This window comes from Variovorax sp. J31P207, from assembly GCF_030316965.1.
GTDB classification, from domain to species: domain Bacteria; phylum Pseudomonadota; class Gammaproteobacteria; order Burkholderiales; family Burkholderiaceae_C; genus Variovorax; species Variovorax ginsengisoli_B.
The window spans coordinates 1,073,210-1,088,867 of sequence record NZ_JASZYN010000002.1 but is presented as its reverse complement, the minus strand read 5'-3'; the positions used below and the strand labels follow the sequence as shown (position 1 = coordinate 1,088,867).

16 protein-coding genes are annotated in these 15,658 nt (G+C 62.6%); 11 read left to right on the top strand and 5 right to left on the bottom strand.

Annotation, left to right across the window (positions count from 1 at the left end):
- Positions 1 to 15: 15 nt before the first annotated feature.
- The gene (locus QTI68_RS10855) at positions 16 to 711 is read right to left on the bottom strand and encodes an IS6 family transposase (protein ID WP_503011653.1); all 696 of its coding nucleotides are present in this window, start codon (positions 709 to 711) and stop codon (positions 16 to 18) included.
- A gap of 319 nt (positions 712 to 1,030) precedes the next feature.
- On the bottom strand, positions 1,031 to 1,804 hold the full coding sequence (locus QTI68_RS10850; RefSeq protein WP_286521476.1) for an IclR family transcriptional regulator: 774 nt from the start codon (positions 1,802 to 1,804) through the stop codon (positions 1,031 to 1,033).
- Between the two features lie 103 nt (positions 1,805 to 1,907).
- Between QTI68_RS10850 and QTI68_RS10845 the strand changes: the two genes are divergently transcribed.
- From QTI68_RS10845 to QTI68_RS10825, 5 genes are all read left to right on the top strand, one after another.
- Complete coding sequence (locus tag QTI68_RS10845) at positions 1,908 to 2,987, top strand: MFS transporter (RefSeq protein WP_286521475.1); 1,080 nt, start codon at positions 1,908 to 1,910, stop codon at positions 2,985 to 2,987.
- Positions 2,984 to 3,277 (top strand): MFS transporter, encoded by a 294-nt coding sequence (locus QTI68_RS10840; protein ID WP_286521474.1) that lies wholly within the window; start codon positions 2,984 to 2,986, stop codon positions 3,275 to 3,277. Before QTI68_RS10845 ends, QTI68_RS10840 begins: the two co-directional genes overlap by 4 nt.
- Before the next feature lie 48 nt (positions 3,278 to 3,325).
- A complete protein-coding gene (locus QTI68_RS10835; protein ID WP_286521472.1) occupies positions 3,326 to 4,396 on the top strand; it encodes a dihydrodipicolinate synthase family protein in 1,071 nt (356 codons plus the stop codon).
- Between the two features lie 207 nt (positions 4,397 to 4,603).
- Positions 4,604 to 5,311, top strand: a complete 708-nt coding sequence (locus QTI68_RS10830) for a fumarylacetoacetate hydrolase family protein (protein WP_286521470.1) — start codon at positions 4,604 to 4,606, stop codon at positions 5,309 to 5,311.
- Between the two features lie 16 nt (positions 5,312 to 5,327).
- A complete protein-coding gene (locus tag QTI68_RS10825; protein WP_286521469.1) occupies positions 5,328 to 6,464 on the top strand; it encodes a cupin domain-containing protein in 1,137 nt (378 codons plus the stop codon).
- A gap of 550 nt (positions 6,465 to 7,014) precedes the next feature.
- On the opposite strand, the gene QTI68_RS10820 is transcribed toward QTI68_RS10825, so the two are convergent.
- Together QTI68_RS10820 and QTI68_RS10815 are read right to left on the bottom strand one after the other, a co-directional pair.
- Positions 7,015 to 7,443, bottom strand: a complete 429-nt coding sequence (locus QTI68_RS10820) for a RidA family protein (protein WP_286521587.1) — start codon at positions 7,441 to 7,443, stop codon at positions 7,015 to 7,017.
- A 1,199-nt stretch (positions 7,444 to 8,642) separates the two neighbouring features.
- On the bottom strand, positions 8,643 to 9,065 hold the full coding sequence (locus QTI68_RS10815; protein ID WP_286521586.1) for an Lrp/AsnC family transcriptional regulator: 423 nt from the start codon (positions 9,063 to 9,065) through the stop codon (positions 8,643 to 8,645).
- 141 nt (positions 9,066 to 9,206) lie between these two features.
- Here QTI68_RS10815 and ocd point away from each other — a divergent pair, with 141 nt between their 5' ends.
- The 4 genes from ocd to QTI68_RS10795 all read left to right on the top strand — a co-directional run bounded on the left by ocd (position 9,207) and on the right by QTI68_RS10795 (position 12,940).
- Positions 9,207 to 10,256 carry an ornithine cyclodeaminase gene (gene ocd / locus QTI68_RS10810; RefSeq protein WP_286521467.1) on the top strand — a complete coding sequence of 350 codons (1,050 nt, stop codon included), beginning with the start codon at positions 9,207 to 9,209 and terminating at the stop codon, positions 10,254 to 10,256.
- A gap of 34 nt (positions 10,257 to 10,290) precedes the next feature.
- Positions 10,291 to 11,226: a citrulline utilization hydrolase CtlX gene (ctlX, locus tag QTI68_RS10805; protein ID WP_286521466.1), complete on the top strand. Its 936-nt coding sequence runs from the start codon at positions 10,291 to 10,293 to the stop codon at positions 11,224 to 11,226.
- A gap of 368 nt (positions 11,227 to 11,594) precedes the next feature.
- Positions 11,595 to 12,341, top strand: coding sequence for an H-NS histone family protein (locus tag QTI68_RS10800; protein ID WP_503011645.1), 747 nt, complete (start codon positions 11,595 to 11,597; stop codon positions 12,339 to 12,341).
- A complete protein-coding gene (locus tag QTI68_RS10795) occupies positions 12,338 to 12,940 on the top strand; it encodes a serine hydrolase (RefSeq protein WP_353506414.1) in 603 nt (200 codons plus the stop codon). Before QTI68_RS10800 ends, QTI68_RS10795 begins: the two co-directional genes overlap by 4 nt.
- A gap of 434 nt (positions 12,941 to 13,374) precedes the next feature.
- Here QTI68_RS10795 and QTI68_RS10790 read toward each other — a convergent pair whose 3' ends face one another.
- Positions 13,375 to 13,695 carry a 2Fe-2S iron-sulfur cluster-binding protein gene (locus QTI68_RS10790; protein ID WP_286521463.1) on the bottom strand — a complete coding sequence of 107 codons (321 nt, stop codon included), beginning with the start codon at positions 13,693 to 13,695 and terminating at the stop codon, positions 13,375 to 13,377.
- A gap of 175 nt (positions 13,696 to 13,870) precedes the next feature.
- Here QTI68_RS10790 and QTI68_RS10785 point away from each other — a divergent pair, with 175 nt between their 5' ends.
- Positions 13,871 to 15,160, top strand: a complete 1,290-nt coding sequence (locus tag QTI68_RS10785; RefSeq protein ID WP_286521462.1) for an aromatic ring-hydroxylating oxygenase subunit alpha — start codon at positions 13,871 to 13,873, stop codon at positions 15,158 to 15,160.
- Positions 15,157 to 15,648: an aromatic-ring-hydroxylating dioxygenase subunit beta gene (locus QTI68_RS10780; RefSeq protein ID WP_286521461.1), complete on the top strand. Its 492-nt coding sequence runs from the start codon at positions 15,157 to 15,159 to the stop codon at positions 15,646 to 15,648. The genes QTI68_RS10785 and QTI68_RS10780 overlap by 4 nt, the downstream gene beginning before the upstream one ends.
- The last annotated feature ends 10 nt before the right edge of the window (positions 15,649 to 15,658 follow it).

Sequence of the window (15,658 nt, the reverse complement as noted above, 5' to 3'; positions counted from 1 at the left end):
CGTGCGTTGTGTCGATCAGGCTGAAAGCACTGCGTTCCAGATCGCGGGCGCGGCTTGGCCTTTCAGGCGCAGCCGGCCGAGATTGAACTGACCCTTGCGAATGCGCTGCAGCAGCTCGACGCCAGCGATAGTCACGGCCGCGCAATCGAAGGCCTTGAAGCCGAGCATGGGCTTGATGCGCGACTTCACGCCTCGATGGTCCTGCTCGACCATGTTGTTCAGATAGCGCGACGATCGCAGCCGAGTGTCTTTCCACCGAGGGTTCTGCGCGGGCAGTTCTCGCACCGCGCGATGCGAGGCGGCGTAGCCGTCCAGCGTGACGCTCACCGGCGCGCGGCCCTGGGTCTTCAACGCCTTGCGAAAGAATGCCTTGGCCGCCTTCACATCACGGTTGGCGCTCAAGCGAAAGTCGACTGTCTGGCCTTCTCGATCGACAGCTCGGTACAGGTAGGTCCACCTGCCGCGGATCTTCACATAGGTCTCGTCCACGCGCCACGATCGGCCGGCCTTGCGGGCGAATCGGTTCCAGCGCTTCTCGAACTCAGGCGCGAAGCGCTGTACCCAGCGCATGATGGTCGTATGGGCCATCGACAGGCCGCGCTCGGCCATCATCTCCACCAGGTCGCGCAGGCTCAGCTTGAAGCGCAGGTACCAGCGAACGCATGCCCTGTTTGCACCAGAACCCTTCGAAGCGACGTGCCACAACTCGATGGCATGGAGATCCTGCTCAAAGGGGGACGGATGGGGGCGATGACCTGTTCGAGCGTTTGGTTCACGGCGTCACGCCGGTTCCACTGCAGATCTGACAGAACGCTGGTTACCGCGGCTTGCGCGGCCGCCTGCCATTCGTATTTCGCTCCGCGAGATCTTGCGCTTCTAAGCTTGGATCGTGAACTGGCCCCCTCGCTTCCTTGCGAAAAGTTACGGAGCGCAACGGCCGCACTTCAATTCACATTCACACGCGCTTCGATGCGACGTATGAGGAACTGCGGCGCGTCTGAAGGCTGATTCCTGGGCATCGCAGGCCTGGTCAAATCCCGGTGGACTGAAAGCCTAGCTGACGTGATGCTTCGCGCCCAGCATCGATGAGTTGGCGGTGCGCGTCGTTGGGGAACTTGACCAAGGCGAAGTCCGTGCTGAGCAAAGTCAGGGCGCATTGAATCTGTCCTTGGACGTCAAGCACCGGCACTGACACTCCTCGCAGTCCGCTGATGATCAATCCATCGATCCATGCAAATCCACGTGTGCGAATCGCTTCCAGGGACTCAGCAATCTTCTTGAACGCGAGCGGTGGGTCTTCCTTGTCCAGGCACGCTTGAATCATGTGCGGGGGCAGGTGCGCCGCGAATACTTGCCCGGCCGAAGACAGCATCAACGGCAACACTGTTCCAACGCCTGCCGAGGTGAACAGCGGCTTGCGCCCGTGGAACCAACGAACCACCAGCGGTCCATCGCCGGTCCAGATGGAAACGAAACAAGTCTCCCCAGCGTTTGCCGCAAGTCGAGAGCCTTGCAATTGCGCGACTCCCACCGCGTCCATGCGCTGAAGTGCAGCGCTGCCCAGCGTCAAAGCACCGGGGCCAAGGTCGTACCAGCCTGTGTTTGGATCCTGGCGAACCAAGTCTCCGCGCATCAGGCTCACCAAGTAGCGGTGCGTCGTGCTCGCTGCGTTCCCCGTGGCTTTGGCAATTGCGCCCAAGGCTCTGGGTCCACCGGCCGCGGACACAGCTTGCAGGATAGCCAATGCTGCGTCCACAGACTGGATGCCGCGCTTCTCATTGGCTGCCTCTTCGATGTCGCTCATTTCTTCTCCGTTGGTAACCAAGTTTAGATCTCAGGGTTTCCACTATGGATAATCAGTTGGCCTAAATGGAATATACACACCTTCCATCAACAAAGGCATCGCCGTGCAGATCACCATGAACGAGCCTGCTGACCGCTTACTCGGAACAGACCCCAAGCCATTGATTTCGGCAGCGCTGGATCGAAAGCCGGCGAAAGGCGTTCTCGTACGCGCCAGGGTGATCATGGGTACAGCCACCTTCTTCGACGCATTCGATGCCTTGGCCATTGCTTTCGTGCTGCCAGTGCTTGTCGGCGCATGGAAGTTGAGCCCAGGCGAGATCGGGGCCCTCATCGGCGCTGGGTTTGCCGGTCAGCTGGTGGGAGCACTCCTGTTTGGTTGGTTCGCCGAGCGCATTGGCCGGGTGCGAGTAGCCAGCATCACGGTTGGAATCTTTGCGGTCGCGAGCTTGGCGTGTGCCGCGGCGCCAAGCTTCGGCGTCCTGGTGGCACTTCGAGTCATCCAGGGCCTCGGCTTGGGCGGAGAAGTACCTGCGGCGGCGGCCTACGTGAACGAGCTGGCCCCGAGCAAGGGCAGAGGTCGCTTTTTCATGCTCTACGAATTGCTCTTTCCCGCGGGCCTGTTGGCTGCGGCCTTTCTCGGTACCTGGGTGGTTCCCACATTTGGGTGGCAGGCCATGTTTGTCATCGGCGGATTGCCAGCGGTGATGGTCCTTTTCATGCGAAGGCTCCTGCCTGAATCACCGCGCTGGCTGGTCTCCAAGGGGCGCATTGAAGAGGCGAAGGCCGTGCTCACCCGGCTCTACCCGGGTGAAGACATCCCGCCGATGGCCCTGACTTCGGCAACTGAGGAACGACCGCGTCTGTGGCGAGAACTCTTTGCGGGTATCTACCTGCGGCGCACGCTTGCGATCTGGGCGCTTTGGATCTGCGCCTACGTACTGACCTATGGCGTCACCACATGGCTGCCGACAATCTATCGGACGGTGTTCAAGCTGTCGCTGGAAACGTCGCTGCAATATGGCCTGATCACCACCTTCGCGGGTTTTCTGGGCTCGGTCTTCTGTGCGTTTCTGATCGATCGCGTCGGACGCAAGCCCTGGTTCATGTGGGGCTTCCTGCTCGGCGCGATTGGCATGGCATTGCTCTATCTCCAAGGCGCCGGTGACGCCACGGCAGTGTGATCGGTGCCTCGGTCAGCTACTTTTTCATTGCTTCCTGCGCCACTGCGCTCTACCTGTACACGCCGGAGCTCTACCCGACACGCGTGCGGGCATTCGGCGTCAGCGTAGCCAGCGCTTGGTTGCGTCTGGCGTCCGCCGCAGGTCCGGTCATCGTAGGTGCGATCGTCGCCGACGGCGGACTCAACGTGGTGTTCGGTGTGTTTGCTGTGCTTGCACTTCTGGGAAGCATCGTGACCGCCGTGCTCGGTGTCGAGACAAAAGGCCGAGCACTCGAAGAAATCTCTCCGTAGCCCAACCCTTTCCCCTCCACCCTCTCGCTCTCTCCAAAGGAAATACCCATGACGCGCTTTAGCAAAAAAGAACTCGCTCACCGCAACTACATCGCGATGGTCAACCCATGGCTGTCCAACAGCTATCAACTGGATGAGCCGGCGCTCCGGAGGTTGGTGCAATATTTTCTCAAGCAAGGCGAGGAGCACAACATCGGTCTCATCGTCAATCCTGAGGCTGGGGAACTGTTCTACATGTCGCGGCAGGAAAAGCAGACTGTCACGCGTATCGTGATGGACGAAGTGGCCGGACGTGTGCCGGTGCTCGCAGGCGTGCTCGATGTCACCACCGAAGGCACCGTGCGCGTTGCCAAGGACATGAAGGAACTCAAGGTCGATGGGTTGTTCGTGATGCCGCCCATCGGCGCCATCGACGTCACCACCTCCTGGAATCCGACCCTCTACCCGGAAGTCTGGCTCGACGACATCAAGGCAATCGATGAAGCCTGTGATCTCCCGATGATCGCCCACCCTGTGGGCTCGGCGACGATGGCATACGGCATCGGCATCCCGACAGAAACTACGATGGCCATTTGCGACGCGGTGACAAACATGATCGGCTGGAAGATGACCTACAACTGGGAAGGTTGGAAGCGTGTGGGTCGCGCGTTGCATGCACGGAAAAATCCCGTCACCGTACTCGGCGCATGCGCCGCGGTGTTCCACGAAGCAATCGCATGCGACTTGTTCGATGGCACGGTCACTGGCTCGTTCAACTATGCGATGGAGCCCATGCTTCAGCACATGAAGCTTTCGCGCGAGGGCCGCGCGAAGGAGGCGCTGGCGTTGTGGGATGGCGGGCTATGCGAACTGCAAGAGTGGATGTACAGCGACCTGTCGCGCCTGCACCTTCGCTACAAGGTCGCCTGCTGGCTGCGCGGGCTCGTGCCGCACCCCTACATGCGCCGTCCGATGCCGGCTCCAAAGCCCGAAGAGATCGCAGCGCTGGTGCGACTGCTGCGCGGGGCTGGCCTTTCGATCATCGACGACGCGGCCATCGCGGCATTGCCACCTCGGCCACCTCTTCCGGAGACTGTCGTCGCCGTGGCGCCCGCTCGGCCCGCACTGGCCGAGGTCTGACCCACGCTACTGTCTTGGGAGGGCGTACTCTGCGATCGCCCATCTCAAGCCCGGGCTCGGAGGCAAACGTTGGCCGTCGCGGTCTTTGCTGAATGCACGTGGAACCCGAGGAGACTGACTGCGTTTGATGCGAGCAGTGAATGGGTCTTGGGGCGCCGTGACGTTCGCCCGGGCTGGGCATAACCAGCAATTCCTTCTCAGGATCCCATGACCATTACCACCTATCTCTGGACTCCTCCTGCCGTTCAATCACTGCCCGTTCGCGGCAAGACGGAGCGCCTTCCCATCAACCGCCTGTTCTTCGTGGGGCGCAACTACCACGCGCATGCGGTCGAGATGGGAAAGCCTGTCGACAAGAGCGTCGAGCGGCCGTTCTACTTCACCAAGGCGCCGCAGACGCTAGTCGAGTCGGGCGCGACCGTGGCCTATCCGCCGGAGACGAAGAACTATCACCACGAGATGGAACTGGTGCTGGTCATCGGCGCGCCGGGCTTCCGCGTGTCGCAGGAAGACGCGCACAAGCTGGTCTACGGCTATGCCTGCGGCCTGGACATGACACGTCGCGACCTGCAACTGGTGGCGCGCGACAAGGGTCGCCCGTGGGATCTGGGCAAGGACGTCGAGGAGTCCTCGGTCGTCTCCGAAGTCGTGCCCATGGCAGGCACGGTGCTCGAACAGGGAGCACTCGAGATGACGGTGAACGGCCAGCCGCGCCAGAGGTCCGACCTCGACAAGCTCATCTGGAACATCCGCGAGATCATTGCAGATCTCTCGCTTTTCTATCATCTGCAACCGGGCGACCTGATCTTCACCGGCACGCCGGAAGGCGTTGGTCCGCTGCAACCGGGTGACCGCATCAAGGGAAGCGTCGCGGGCGTGGGCGAGATCGCGCTCAACATCGACCCGGCCGAATAGGCGCAGGAGTACACCCATGACCGTCGAAACCATGCCGTCCCCCGTGCGCCTGAAGGCGGTTGCCGCCAAGGGCCAGCCCGATCCCAGTCCTGGGCTGGAACAGCTCTACCGTGGTTTCGAGAGCGAGTTGCTCGTCCCGCTCTGGACGGAGATCGGCGACCTGATGCCGCAGAACCCGCGCAGCAAGTCCCTGCCACACCTCTGGCGGTGGGACCGGCTCGTGCAACTGGCCGGCGAGGCGGGCCGCATCGTGCCCGTTGGCCGCGGCGGTGAGCGTCGCGCCATTGCGCTCGCGAATCCGGGATTGGGCGGCAGGCCCTTCGCCACGCCCACGCTGTGGGCGGCCATCCAGTACCTCATGCCGGGCGAGAACGCGCCAGAGCACCGGCACACGCAGCATGCCTTCCGCTTCGTGGTCGAGGGGGAAGGCGTATGGACCGTCGTCAATGGCGATCCGGTGCGGATGTCTCGGGGCGACTTCTTGCCGCAAGCCGGCTGGAACTGGCATGCCCATCACAACGCGGCCAGCGCGCCCATGGCTTGGATCGATGGACTGGACATTCCTTTCTCGCACTACACGGAATCGCAGTTCTTCGAGTTCGGGCGCGAGCGCGTTGGGACGGTCGAGATGAGCACGCCGGAGTTCTCGCGATCCGAGCGACTGTGGGGCCACCCAGGCTTGCACCCGCTGTCGCAGCCGGACGCGCCGTCGGCCACGCCATTGCTGGCTTATCGCTGGGTCGATACTGACGGGGCCTTGGCCGACCAGTTGGCGCTCGAAGAGGAGGGGCATGGCGCAACGCTGAGCCCGGGGCACGCAGCCGTTCGCTTCACGAATCCGAGCAACGGGCGCGACGTGCTGCCGACCATCCGCTGCGAGATGCACCGCATCAAACCCGGCGCGAGGACACTGACGCGGCGCGAGGTTGGTTCATCGGTGTACCAGGTCTTCGAAGGCACTGGCAGCGTGACAGTGGGCGACAAGCAATGGGCTGTCGGGCGCGGCGACATGTTCGTCGTTCCCTCGTGGATGCCTTTTGCGGCACGGTGCGATACCACGGGCAATGCGCCGCTAGACCTGTTTCGCTTCAGCGACTCCCCGATACTTGAGGCACTCCATGCACATCAGGTGTCTACTGAACACTTGAAGTAGTTAAGGCCATTGGCCCAAGCAACCCTTGTTGGGGCGGGTTCGCCACCAGTCTGCCTGCACCGACGCAGGACGCCGGCGAGCGTCAGGGCGACGGGGTGCGTCGAATAGGTGCGGAGAACGCGTTGGGCTTCCGATGCCCAACTGGGCGATCCACCGCAAGGTTCGTTGTACGGCCCACGTGGCGGGCTCAGCGGGGAATCACGGCAGGCCGGTACCAAGAACGGCCGAGGCGGCAACAGCGGCACGCCGGGCCTGCAAGGCGCCAGCCTCGGCTGGGCCGCCACTCCCTGAGGCAGCGTTGCCCAGCATCCACTTCGGAACCTGATCAATCAAAGTGTCATCCCCTGCAGCACCTTCGGCATCGATGAGATGCCTGCCCGGTATCTTCGCGCAGAGATGACGAGCACCGTCGGGGTATGAGAAGTCAATTCCGGTAACGCGACGCTTGTCGCGATGCCCAGCGCCACCGCGTACCAGCGCAGCGACAGGTCGGAAGGCGGAAAGCTCCGCGCCGCGCCGCCGCTGACCGACCTCAGTACGCTCGCACGGATCAGTCGCGCTGCGTCGCGGTGACGGTGACTTCGATACGTGCGCGGGGTGCCAGGAGGCTGGCGACCACTGTCGTGCGAATCGGGAGCGGATCGCGGAAATGCTTGCGGTACTCCGCGTTGAAGGCCGCAAAGTCGACGCCTTCGACCAAGTGGATCGCCACCTGCACGACGTCATCTAGATCCAGTCGGGCGGTCGCAAGCGTAGCGCCGATCCGCATCAACACCAGCGCGGTCTGCGCCTCAATGCCTTCAGGAATGGTGCCGTCGTCGGCATAAGCGATGTCGCCAGACATGAAAGCAATGCCATTGGCGAGGCGGATCTTGGAGTAGGGGAGATTGGTCATAGATAAATCTGTCATGACAGCGCTAGTCATGCTCAAAAGCGCTGCCGCATTGTTGAGTTGAACGGATTCGTGTTCGACGAGCATCTTCAAGACGAACACCGCCTAGCACGCTTCGAGCTCGTGCTCTGGTATTGATTGGCGCGCAACCTCCAGCGCCACCGAAGAAGCAAGTGGTTGTTGATCTGTAAGCAATGGGATGGACGCCCCCAAGCGAAAGAGCAGGGCGTTCACTTCCTCGACTGCGACGAGGTGCTGATCGCCGGCGTCGGCTTCCTGGGCTGCTCGTTGTGGACGGACTTCGGGTTGCGCATCGCCAAGCTGATAGCGCCACTGGCCGGGTACGGCCGAAGAGAGCACAAGAACGGGCCGCTTTGCGGCCCTTTTCCTTGCAGCTTCCAAGTATGGCGGGGAGCGAGGACTTCCGTCGCCCAGCGGACACGCGACAAAAAGCAAGTGCCCTTGCCTTCCGATTTCTCGGGTGGCGCGCTTGTTGCCTGCTGGGCAAGGGCGGGCGAACCCGAAAGGGACCAGTGCCGCACGAACTGGGTGATGAGCTGGCCCATCATGGGCTCGAGCGCGGGGTCAGTGCACCGGGCAATCGGGGCATCCACTTGATAGCGGGTTTCGACATCGAGTTGGTGCGGCCAGTCGCCTGGTCGGCTTCGCGGGTCGACCGGGCGATCAAAACCTTTCTAGCGCAGGCAGCCGGCATCCTCGAAGGGGATGAGGGCCAGCGACTCAAAAGGCCAGCACGCACTGTGCCGCACTCGCATGTTCTGCAGGGCAGGGCAGATACCGGTGCCCCTTTAGGTGGTGCAGAACAACCTCGGGCATGCATCGATCGGAACGACGTCGACGTACCTCACGACCGAGCGAGATGTCAGGATGCGGGCCACACGGGGGTTGGCGCTCAGCCATGTAGGTCTACATGGAGACCCCGACCTAAGCGACGGCTTCATCAAGGCCATGCGGTGCACCGAGGCTCGCGGAGGACTCTAGGAGGACCGGCCTCGCCTGGAATGGAGGTCGAACGCAGTGCGTTCAGGATGAGCCGCACTCGCAGATCTATTTGGCCGAGGGCGGCGGCTCGGCGATCCACTCGCGTCTGCGGGAGGCGACATGCCCTTCGTCGGGCAACGCTCGCGGGCTCGTGGGGACGACCCGCCGTCTCTTCTGTTCAACGAGTCAATCCATCTCGACACAGCCACGGGCTCTGCGCCCTGATTTCTAGTCTGCGCATCGCGTAGCGATCAATCGTTGCGCATTCAGCCGGCGGCTGGCGTTCACAGCTTGTGGGTGGACAGCAAAATGCTCGTCTCCGTGTTTGAGATGCCTTGAGTCGAGCGGATTGCGGTGAGAACACTGTCAAATGCTTCCAGGGTATCGGCCCGAAGTTCAGCGATGAGGTCCCACCGCCCGTTGGTCGTATGCAAGGTGGACACATTGGGATTCCCGCGAAGTGCGCGGCGTACCGCCTCCCCGTGGTGCCCCTCGATCTCGATGCTCATCATCGCGCGGATGTGATGGGATTCCACCTCGGGCTTGAGGCGCACTGTATAGCCGACGATGGTCCCGTCGCTTTCCAGCTTCGCGATGCGGTTCTGCACCGTTGCGCGCGCCACGCGCAGCTTCTTTGCAAGCGCGACGACGGGCGTCCTTGCCTCGGCACGAAGCAGGGAAATGAGTTGGCGGTCCGTGTCGTCCATTTGGCAGATTGGAAAATCAATCGAGCAAATTGTATTGAAATCGGAATAAAGTGACAACTTGAGCTGTTCACATTGGCTCCCTTTCAAAGAACAATCTTCGACACGGTTGCACCCTGCGGCCGAACCTTGAAGAGAGTTCATATGACCCGTTTCGTAGACGTTCCCACCATGTCCCGCCTCGTGCAGGCTATCGGCGTGGCCAAGTTCATCGGCGATCTGGCCGACACCATCCAGGAAGACTTTGTTCGCTGGCGCGATTTCGACAAGTCTGCTCGCGTCGCCAACCATTCCGACATCGGCGTGATCGAACTCATGCCCGTGTCCGATGCCAAGAGCTATGCGTTCAAGTACGTCAACGGGCATCCGAGCAACACGCAACGCGGGCTGTACACCGTGATGGCGTTCGGCGTGCTGGCCGAAGTCGAAACCGGATATCCCGTGCTCCTGTCGGAACTCACCGTGGCTACCGCGCTGCGCACCTGCGCCACTTCGCTGATGGCAGCACGCGCCTTGGCGCGACCTGATGCGCGCCGCATGGCGTTGATTGGCAACGGCGCTCAAAGTGAGTTCCAGGCGCTGGCCTTCCACGCCCACCTTGGGATCGACGAGATTGCGGTCTATGACGTGGACCCGCGCGCCACGGACAAACTGGTCCGCAATCTCTCGGTCTATCCCTCGCTGAGGATCATCCGCGCCAGCTCCGCAGCCGAGGCTATGCGCGGCGCCGACATCGTGACCACTGTCACCGCCGACAAGGCTTACGCCACCATCCTCACGCCGGACATGATCGAGCCCGGCATGCACATCAACGGCGTGGGTGGTGACTGTCCCGGGAAGACCGAACTGCATGCGGATGTCCTGCGCGGTGCGCGCGTGTTTGTCGAATACGAACCGCAGACCCGGATCGAGGGCGACATCCAGCAACTGCCGCGCGACTTCCCTGTGGTCGACCTATGGCGCGTGCTGGCCGGGACGCTGCCCGGGCGCGAGAGTGTCCAGCAGGTCACGGTGTTCGATTCCGTGGGCTTCGCGCTGGAAGACTATTCGACGCTGCGCTACGTGAATGAACAGGCCGTCAAGCGCAATCTCGGCATCGAAGTCGAACTGGTGCCCTGGGCCGACGATCCGAAGGATCTGTTTCGACATACCCGTTCGGGTGCATCCCGCGCGGTCATGCGCCGGGCCGCTTGAGAGTCCAGGAAAGAGCAAGGGAGTCGCGCCACTCATGTCCGCTATTCGCTCCATCCAGGCCCCTGCAGCCGTCGTGATGATCCGTCCTCATCGGTTCACGCCGAATCCTGAAACTGCTGTCGACAATGCCTTCCAGAGCGCGGCCGAGCAGGGCCAAGCCGAGGCCTTGGCATGCGCGGGTCATCGCGAGGTGACGGCCGCTGCCGAATGCCTCGAAGCTCAGGGAGTGCGCGTCCACCTCTTCGAGGATGAGGGGGAGCGTGATACCCCCGACTCGGTTTTTCCGAACAACTGGTTCTCCACCCACCCGGGTGGACATGTAGCGATCTATTCGATGTACTCGCCGAGCCGTCGGCGCGAGCGCCGCTCTGACGTGATCGAGATGCTCAAGGCCGAGTATCGCGTGCAGGACGTGATCGACTACTCGGGTCTTGAGCAGGACAACCTGTTCCTCGAAGGCACGGGCGCCATGGTGTTCGACCACCTGGCCCGCGTGGCTTATGCCGCCCGTTCCAATCGCGCCAACCCGGTGGCCTTGGAACGCTTCAGCACGCATTTCAACTTCGAGCCCATGGTCTTCGACACGGCCGACGCGGCCGGGCAGCCCATCTACCATACCAACGTGCTGATGTGCGTGGCCACGGAGTTCGCATTGATCGGACTGGACACGATCACAGACGCGCGGCGCGCCGCCGAGGTGCGTGCTCGGCTGGAAGAATCGGGCCGCGAGGTCATCGACCTGAGCCATGCCCAGATCGGCGAGTTCGCGGGCAATGCCATAGAACTCACCGGCCGCGATGGCCGACTCCTCGCGCTCTCGCAGCGGGCCTGCGACAGCCTGACGCCGGCGCAGAAGTCTCGCATAGAGCGCTCGGCGCGCCTGTCGCCGCTGGCGGTACCCACCATCGAGATGGCGGGCGGATCGGTCCGCTGCATGATCGCTGGCATCCATTTGTCGCCCCGGAGATGAATCCGTGGCAAGAAACCGACGAAGGACCTGCTCGCTCCTCCCGCTCGGCGCCTCGCGCGTCGTCATACGGCGCGTAGTAGGCATGAGGCCTCCGCGTCGCGCAGCCTCGTTTCGCGCAGTCGGTAGATAGCCATATGTCGAGGACTGACGAGGCTGCGCATTTCTTCAGCCGGAGCGGGTGAGCCCTCTGGCCCGGCCGACGTGGCTGGTGCGGAAATGGTGCGCTTTGCACCAAACCGTGCCGCCGGGAGCGCCCGCGAGGCCGATTCCGGCCTCAAGAAGCTGGCATACCTGCCCAGCGCAGCGGCCGCGCCAAATTCGCCATCGCCAAACTCGAGAGAGAAGCGGATGCCCTCCGTGAAGCTGAGATGACAAAGGTGGTTGCGCAAATCAAGGAGTCGATTGCGACATTCGGCCTGACCGCCGAGCACCTATTTGGCCGTGGCGCCAAGGCGTTGAAGGCAGCCACTGGCAAGGCCTTGGGCGGTGGCAAGGCAGAGCGAAAGGGCGCAGGCATTCTCAAGTACCGGCACCCGAAGACGGGCAAGACCTGGACCGGCTTCGGCAAAGCTCCCGGTTGGATTGCAAGCGTTCGCAACTGCGACAAGTTCCTCATTGACCAGTCTGGCGTCGTGGCAGCGCCTTCGGTCGAAAAGGCGGTCGCGCCTGTTGCTGCAGTGGCGAAGAAGGCCACCCGCAAGGCCCGCGCGGTTGCAGCACCGGCGAAGAAGTCGATTCGCGCCCCAAAGGTCACTGCTGCTCCTGTCGCGGCTCTCGAAGCCAAGGCTGAAAATCGGGCGCAAAGAAAGCTGCACCAAAGAAGGGCGTGCCTTCGAAGAAGGCCGCTCCGGCGAAGAAGGCGGCTGCCGCACCAAGGCTCGCAAGGCTGCAGCAAAGGCTCCCAAGAAGGCGGCCAAGGCCCGCAGCCTGCGCGCGTCCACGAGCGCCACGGCGCTGTTGACCTCCGCGGCGCCGGAGCCATCTGCATCCGCAAGCTGAGCAAGCAATTGGCTGGGTACGGCCGCAGTGGCCAAAAAAGAACGGCCGCTCTGGGGGTGCCGATACTGGCCCGAGACCCTCAGACAAGCGCCGACAGGAGCAAGCGCCATGGATGACGCGTGGCCCGCCACGCGCAGTGGACGCGCGCCTGCGGGCAGTCCGACGTTGCCTACGCCACGCCGATGGCGCTTTCGCGGTGACGCTTCTCCCTCGGCTGGCAGCCGGTCAGCTTGCGATGGACCACCGGATCGGGTGCCAGATAGCGGGCGGGTCGTACGGCAACCTGGTCGACTTGGCCGATCTCGCCGGCAACCAGATCGAACTGTCCGACTACCAACAGGGGGTTTCTCCAGGTCGTCGCCAAGGAAACGCTGCTCGTTTGGACGCCGCAGGAGCTCGTAGCCTTCTCGTTCGCGCCGTGAAACCGGCCTTTCTCCCCGGCGAGCAATACCAGCTCAGCAACACCAACGTGGTGCTAGTCAGTATGGAGATCGAAGCGTTGACCGGCCAACTGCTGGGTGACGTGCTGGCCGCGCGGATCTTCGGGCCGCTCGGGCTCACCGGCATGAGCTGTCGGTCGTCGGCCACTCTGCCGCCGCCGACCCCTACGCGATCGCGATACGAACCGCGCGTATACCTGCAACGATCGCTTGTGCTCTCGCGTTCGTTCACGCGGTGTTGCCGCTGCGCGCCTGTTTATCGCTTGATTTCGTGAAGAGTCGGAAGGGAAGCGCGGTCGCGCGCCTCTTCCGAGACACTCAAGCCTCCACTGGAGGGAAGGGCCGCATTGCATGCTGCAACCCGTTGAGCGCGATCGATTCGACTGTCGCGAAAGCAAGCTGTCGATCACGTCACCCACACTGGTCAACGCGGGTCTGCGCGACGAGGCGATGCCGCTCGCGGTATCGGAACTGTTAGGGGCAACGCTGCAGACTATGTTGGCGCTCCCGCAAATGCAGCATGACGCCGCTCCCTGCCGTTGGACGATTGGGCCGCGATTTGTCTGCATTGCTTGCCGGGTCGAGTCACACCGCTCGGGCAACTTTGCGGAGACGCCTACTTGGAGCGGACCCACGACTACAGGCAAAGAAATCCGTCACCGAGGAAGCCAGAGGATCGAGCGGCTCACGGCAACTGAGCCGCGTCGGCTCAGACCTGCACCTCCGGCAACTGCACGACGATGCCGTCCAGAGCGGCTTGCATCTTGATCTGGCAACACAGACGGCTGTTCTCGCGCGGGTCCGGCACGCCCTCGAGCATGAAGGTCTCCGTCTCCGATGTCGGAGGCAGCTTGTCGGCCCATCGCGCATCGACGTAGGCGTGGCAGGTGGCACAACTGCAGGAGCCGCCGCAGTCGCCGAGGATGCCTGGCACTCCGTTGTCCAAGGCAATCTGCATCAGCGTGCGTTCGGGTGGGGCGGACACCAGGTGCGGGGTGCCGTCGTGCTCTATGAAGGTTACTTGAAGCATGGGTTTTCTCTGCATCTCATAGGTTTGTCAGATCCCTCAAAGGCGGGAAATGTTGGTGGACCAGGCCGTTCAGTGTTGTTGACATAGACCGTCCAGTCGGACTATTATCGAATCAACGACAGCGCATCGCAATGCTTTTGCGCCTTGCAGCAACACTCTTTGTGAAGGTGACAACATGAGTACCTGTGCCCCGGTGATTCCGATTGCCCGCGCCAAAGCCGAGCCCCGTGCGTGGGGTGACCTGGTCCGAGAGAACGAGGTGCACGGCTCGCTCTACACCGATCCGACGATCTTCGAGGAAGAGCTGCACAAGATCTGGTTTCGCACTTGGGTCTACGTCGGCCACGAAAGCGAAGTGCCCCAGCCCAACGAGTATGTGATGAAGTCGATCGGGCCCGAGCCGATCCTGATGACGCGGGACCGCGAAGGCCGGATCCATCTCCTGCACAACCGCTGCCCGCACCGAGGCAATCGGGTGTGCATGACCGAGAAAGGGTCCGCGCGGTCCTTCACATGCCCGTACCATGGCTGGACCTTCACCAACGACGGCGCGTTGCGCGGCTATCCCTTTCCCTCAGGTTATGAGGGCGTCGATCGCTCGGAACTCGGGCTCGGAAAAGTGGCGCGCGTTGCCTCGTACAAGGGGTTTGTCTTTGGCTCTATGGCGGCGGAGGGCCCCTCACTGGAAGAGCACCTCGGCGCGGCGATGGCGGCCATCGATGCGCTCTGCCTGACTTCGCCCGAGGGCGAGGTCCAGGTCACGGCGGGCTTCTTGAAGCACAAGGTCAAGTCGAACTGGAAATTCCTAGTCGAGAACGAGACAGACGGCTATCACCCGTCGTTCGTGCATGCCTCGATCTTCGAGGTCGCGAAAAGCGGCATCGGCTCGCTCTACAGCAGCGACTCGACGGCGGTCTCGCGCTACTTCGGCCAGGGACATTCCGAGAACGACCTACGGCCCGAGTTTCGCAAGCGCGACATCCCGATGAGCTGGTTCAACACCACCGCCGACCGCCTGCCCGAATACACGCAGCGCATGGAGGCTGCCTACGGCGTGGAACAGGCCCGCAAGATCATGATCGACGGCACGCCGCACATCATGATCTACCCGAATCTCTTCATCGCGGAGATCCAGCTCTTCGTGATCCAGCCGCTGGCGTTCAACGAGTCCGTGCAGCACGTCACGGCGCTGCAATTCAAGGGCGCACCCGACCTGAATCGCCGTCTGCGTCAGCAGACCATGGGCTCGGTCGGCCCGGCCGGCTTCCTGCTGGCCGACGACGCAGAGATGTATGAACGAACCCAGCTCGGCGTCCAGGCCAAGAGTCCGGAATGGCTCTATCTGGGGCGCGGCAAGCATCGCGAGCGCACGGACGAGAACGGTTACCTGATCGGCGACGCCACGGACGAGACGCCGACGCGCGGCATCTGGCGGCACTACCGGTCGCTCATGGAGGCGTCGTGAACATCAAAATCGAGGACCTGTTGCTTCACCACGAGGTGTCGCAGTTCATCTACCGCGAAGCGCGTCACCAGGACAACCACGAGTACGACGCCTGGGAGGCCTTGTGGACCGACGACGGCGTCTACTGGATTCCTGCCAACGGCGAGGCCGGCGACCCGGAGCAGGAGATGTCCATCATCTATGACAACCGCTCGCGCATCGCATTGCGCGTGCGCCAGTTCTACACCGGCAAGCGCTACAGCCAGTCGCCGAGATCGCCGCTGCGCAGGGTGATCTCGAACGTCGAGATTCTCGAGAACGACGGCACCGATCTGGTCGTCAGCGCGAATGCGATCGTGTTCGAGGCGCATGCGCGCGGCGACACGATCTGGGGTTCGCGCAACGAATACAAGCTGCGCCGCGAAGGCAACACGCTGCGCATGGCTGGCAAGAAAGTGGTGCTGACCAACAACGAGAGAGCCCTCTACTCGATGGCTTTCCTGATCTAGCTCCGAATTG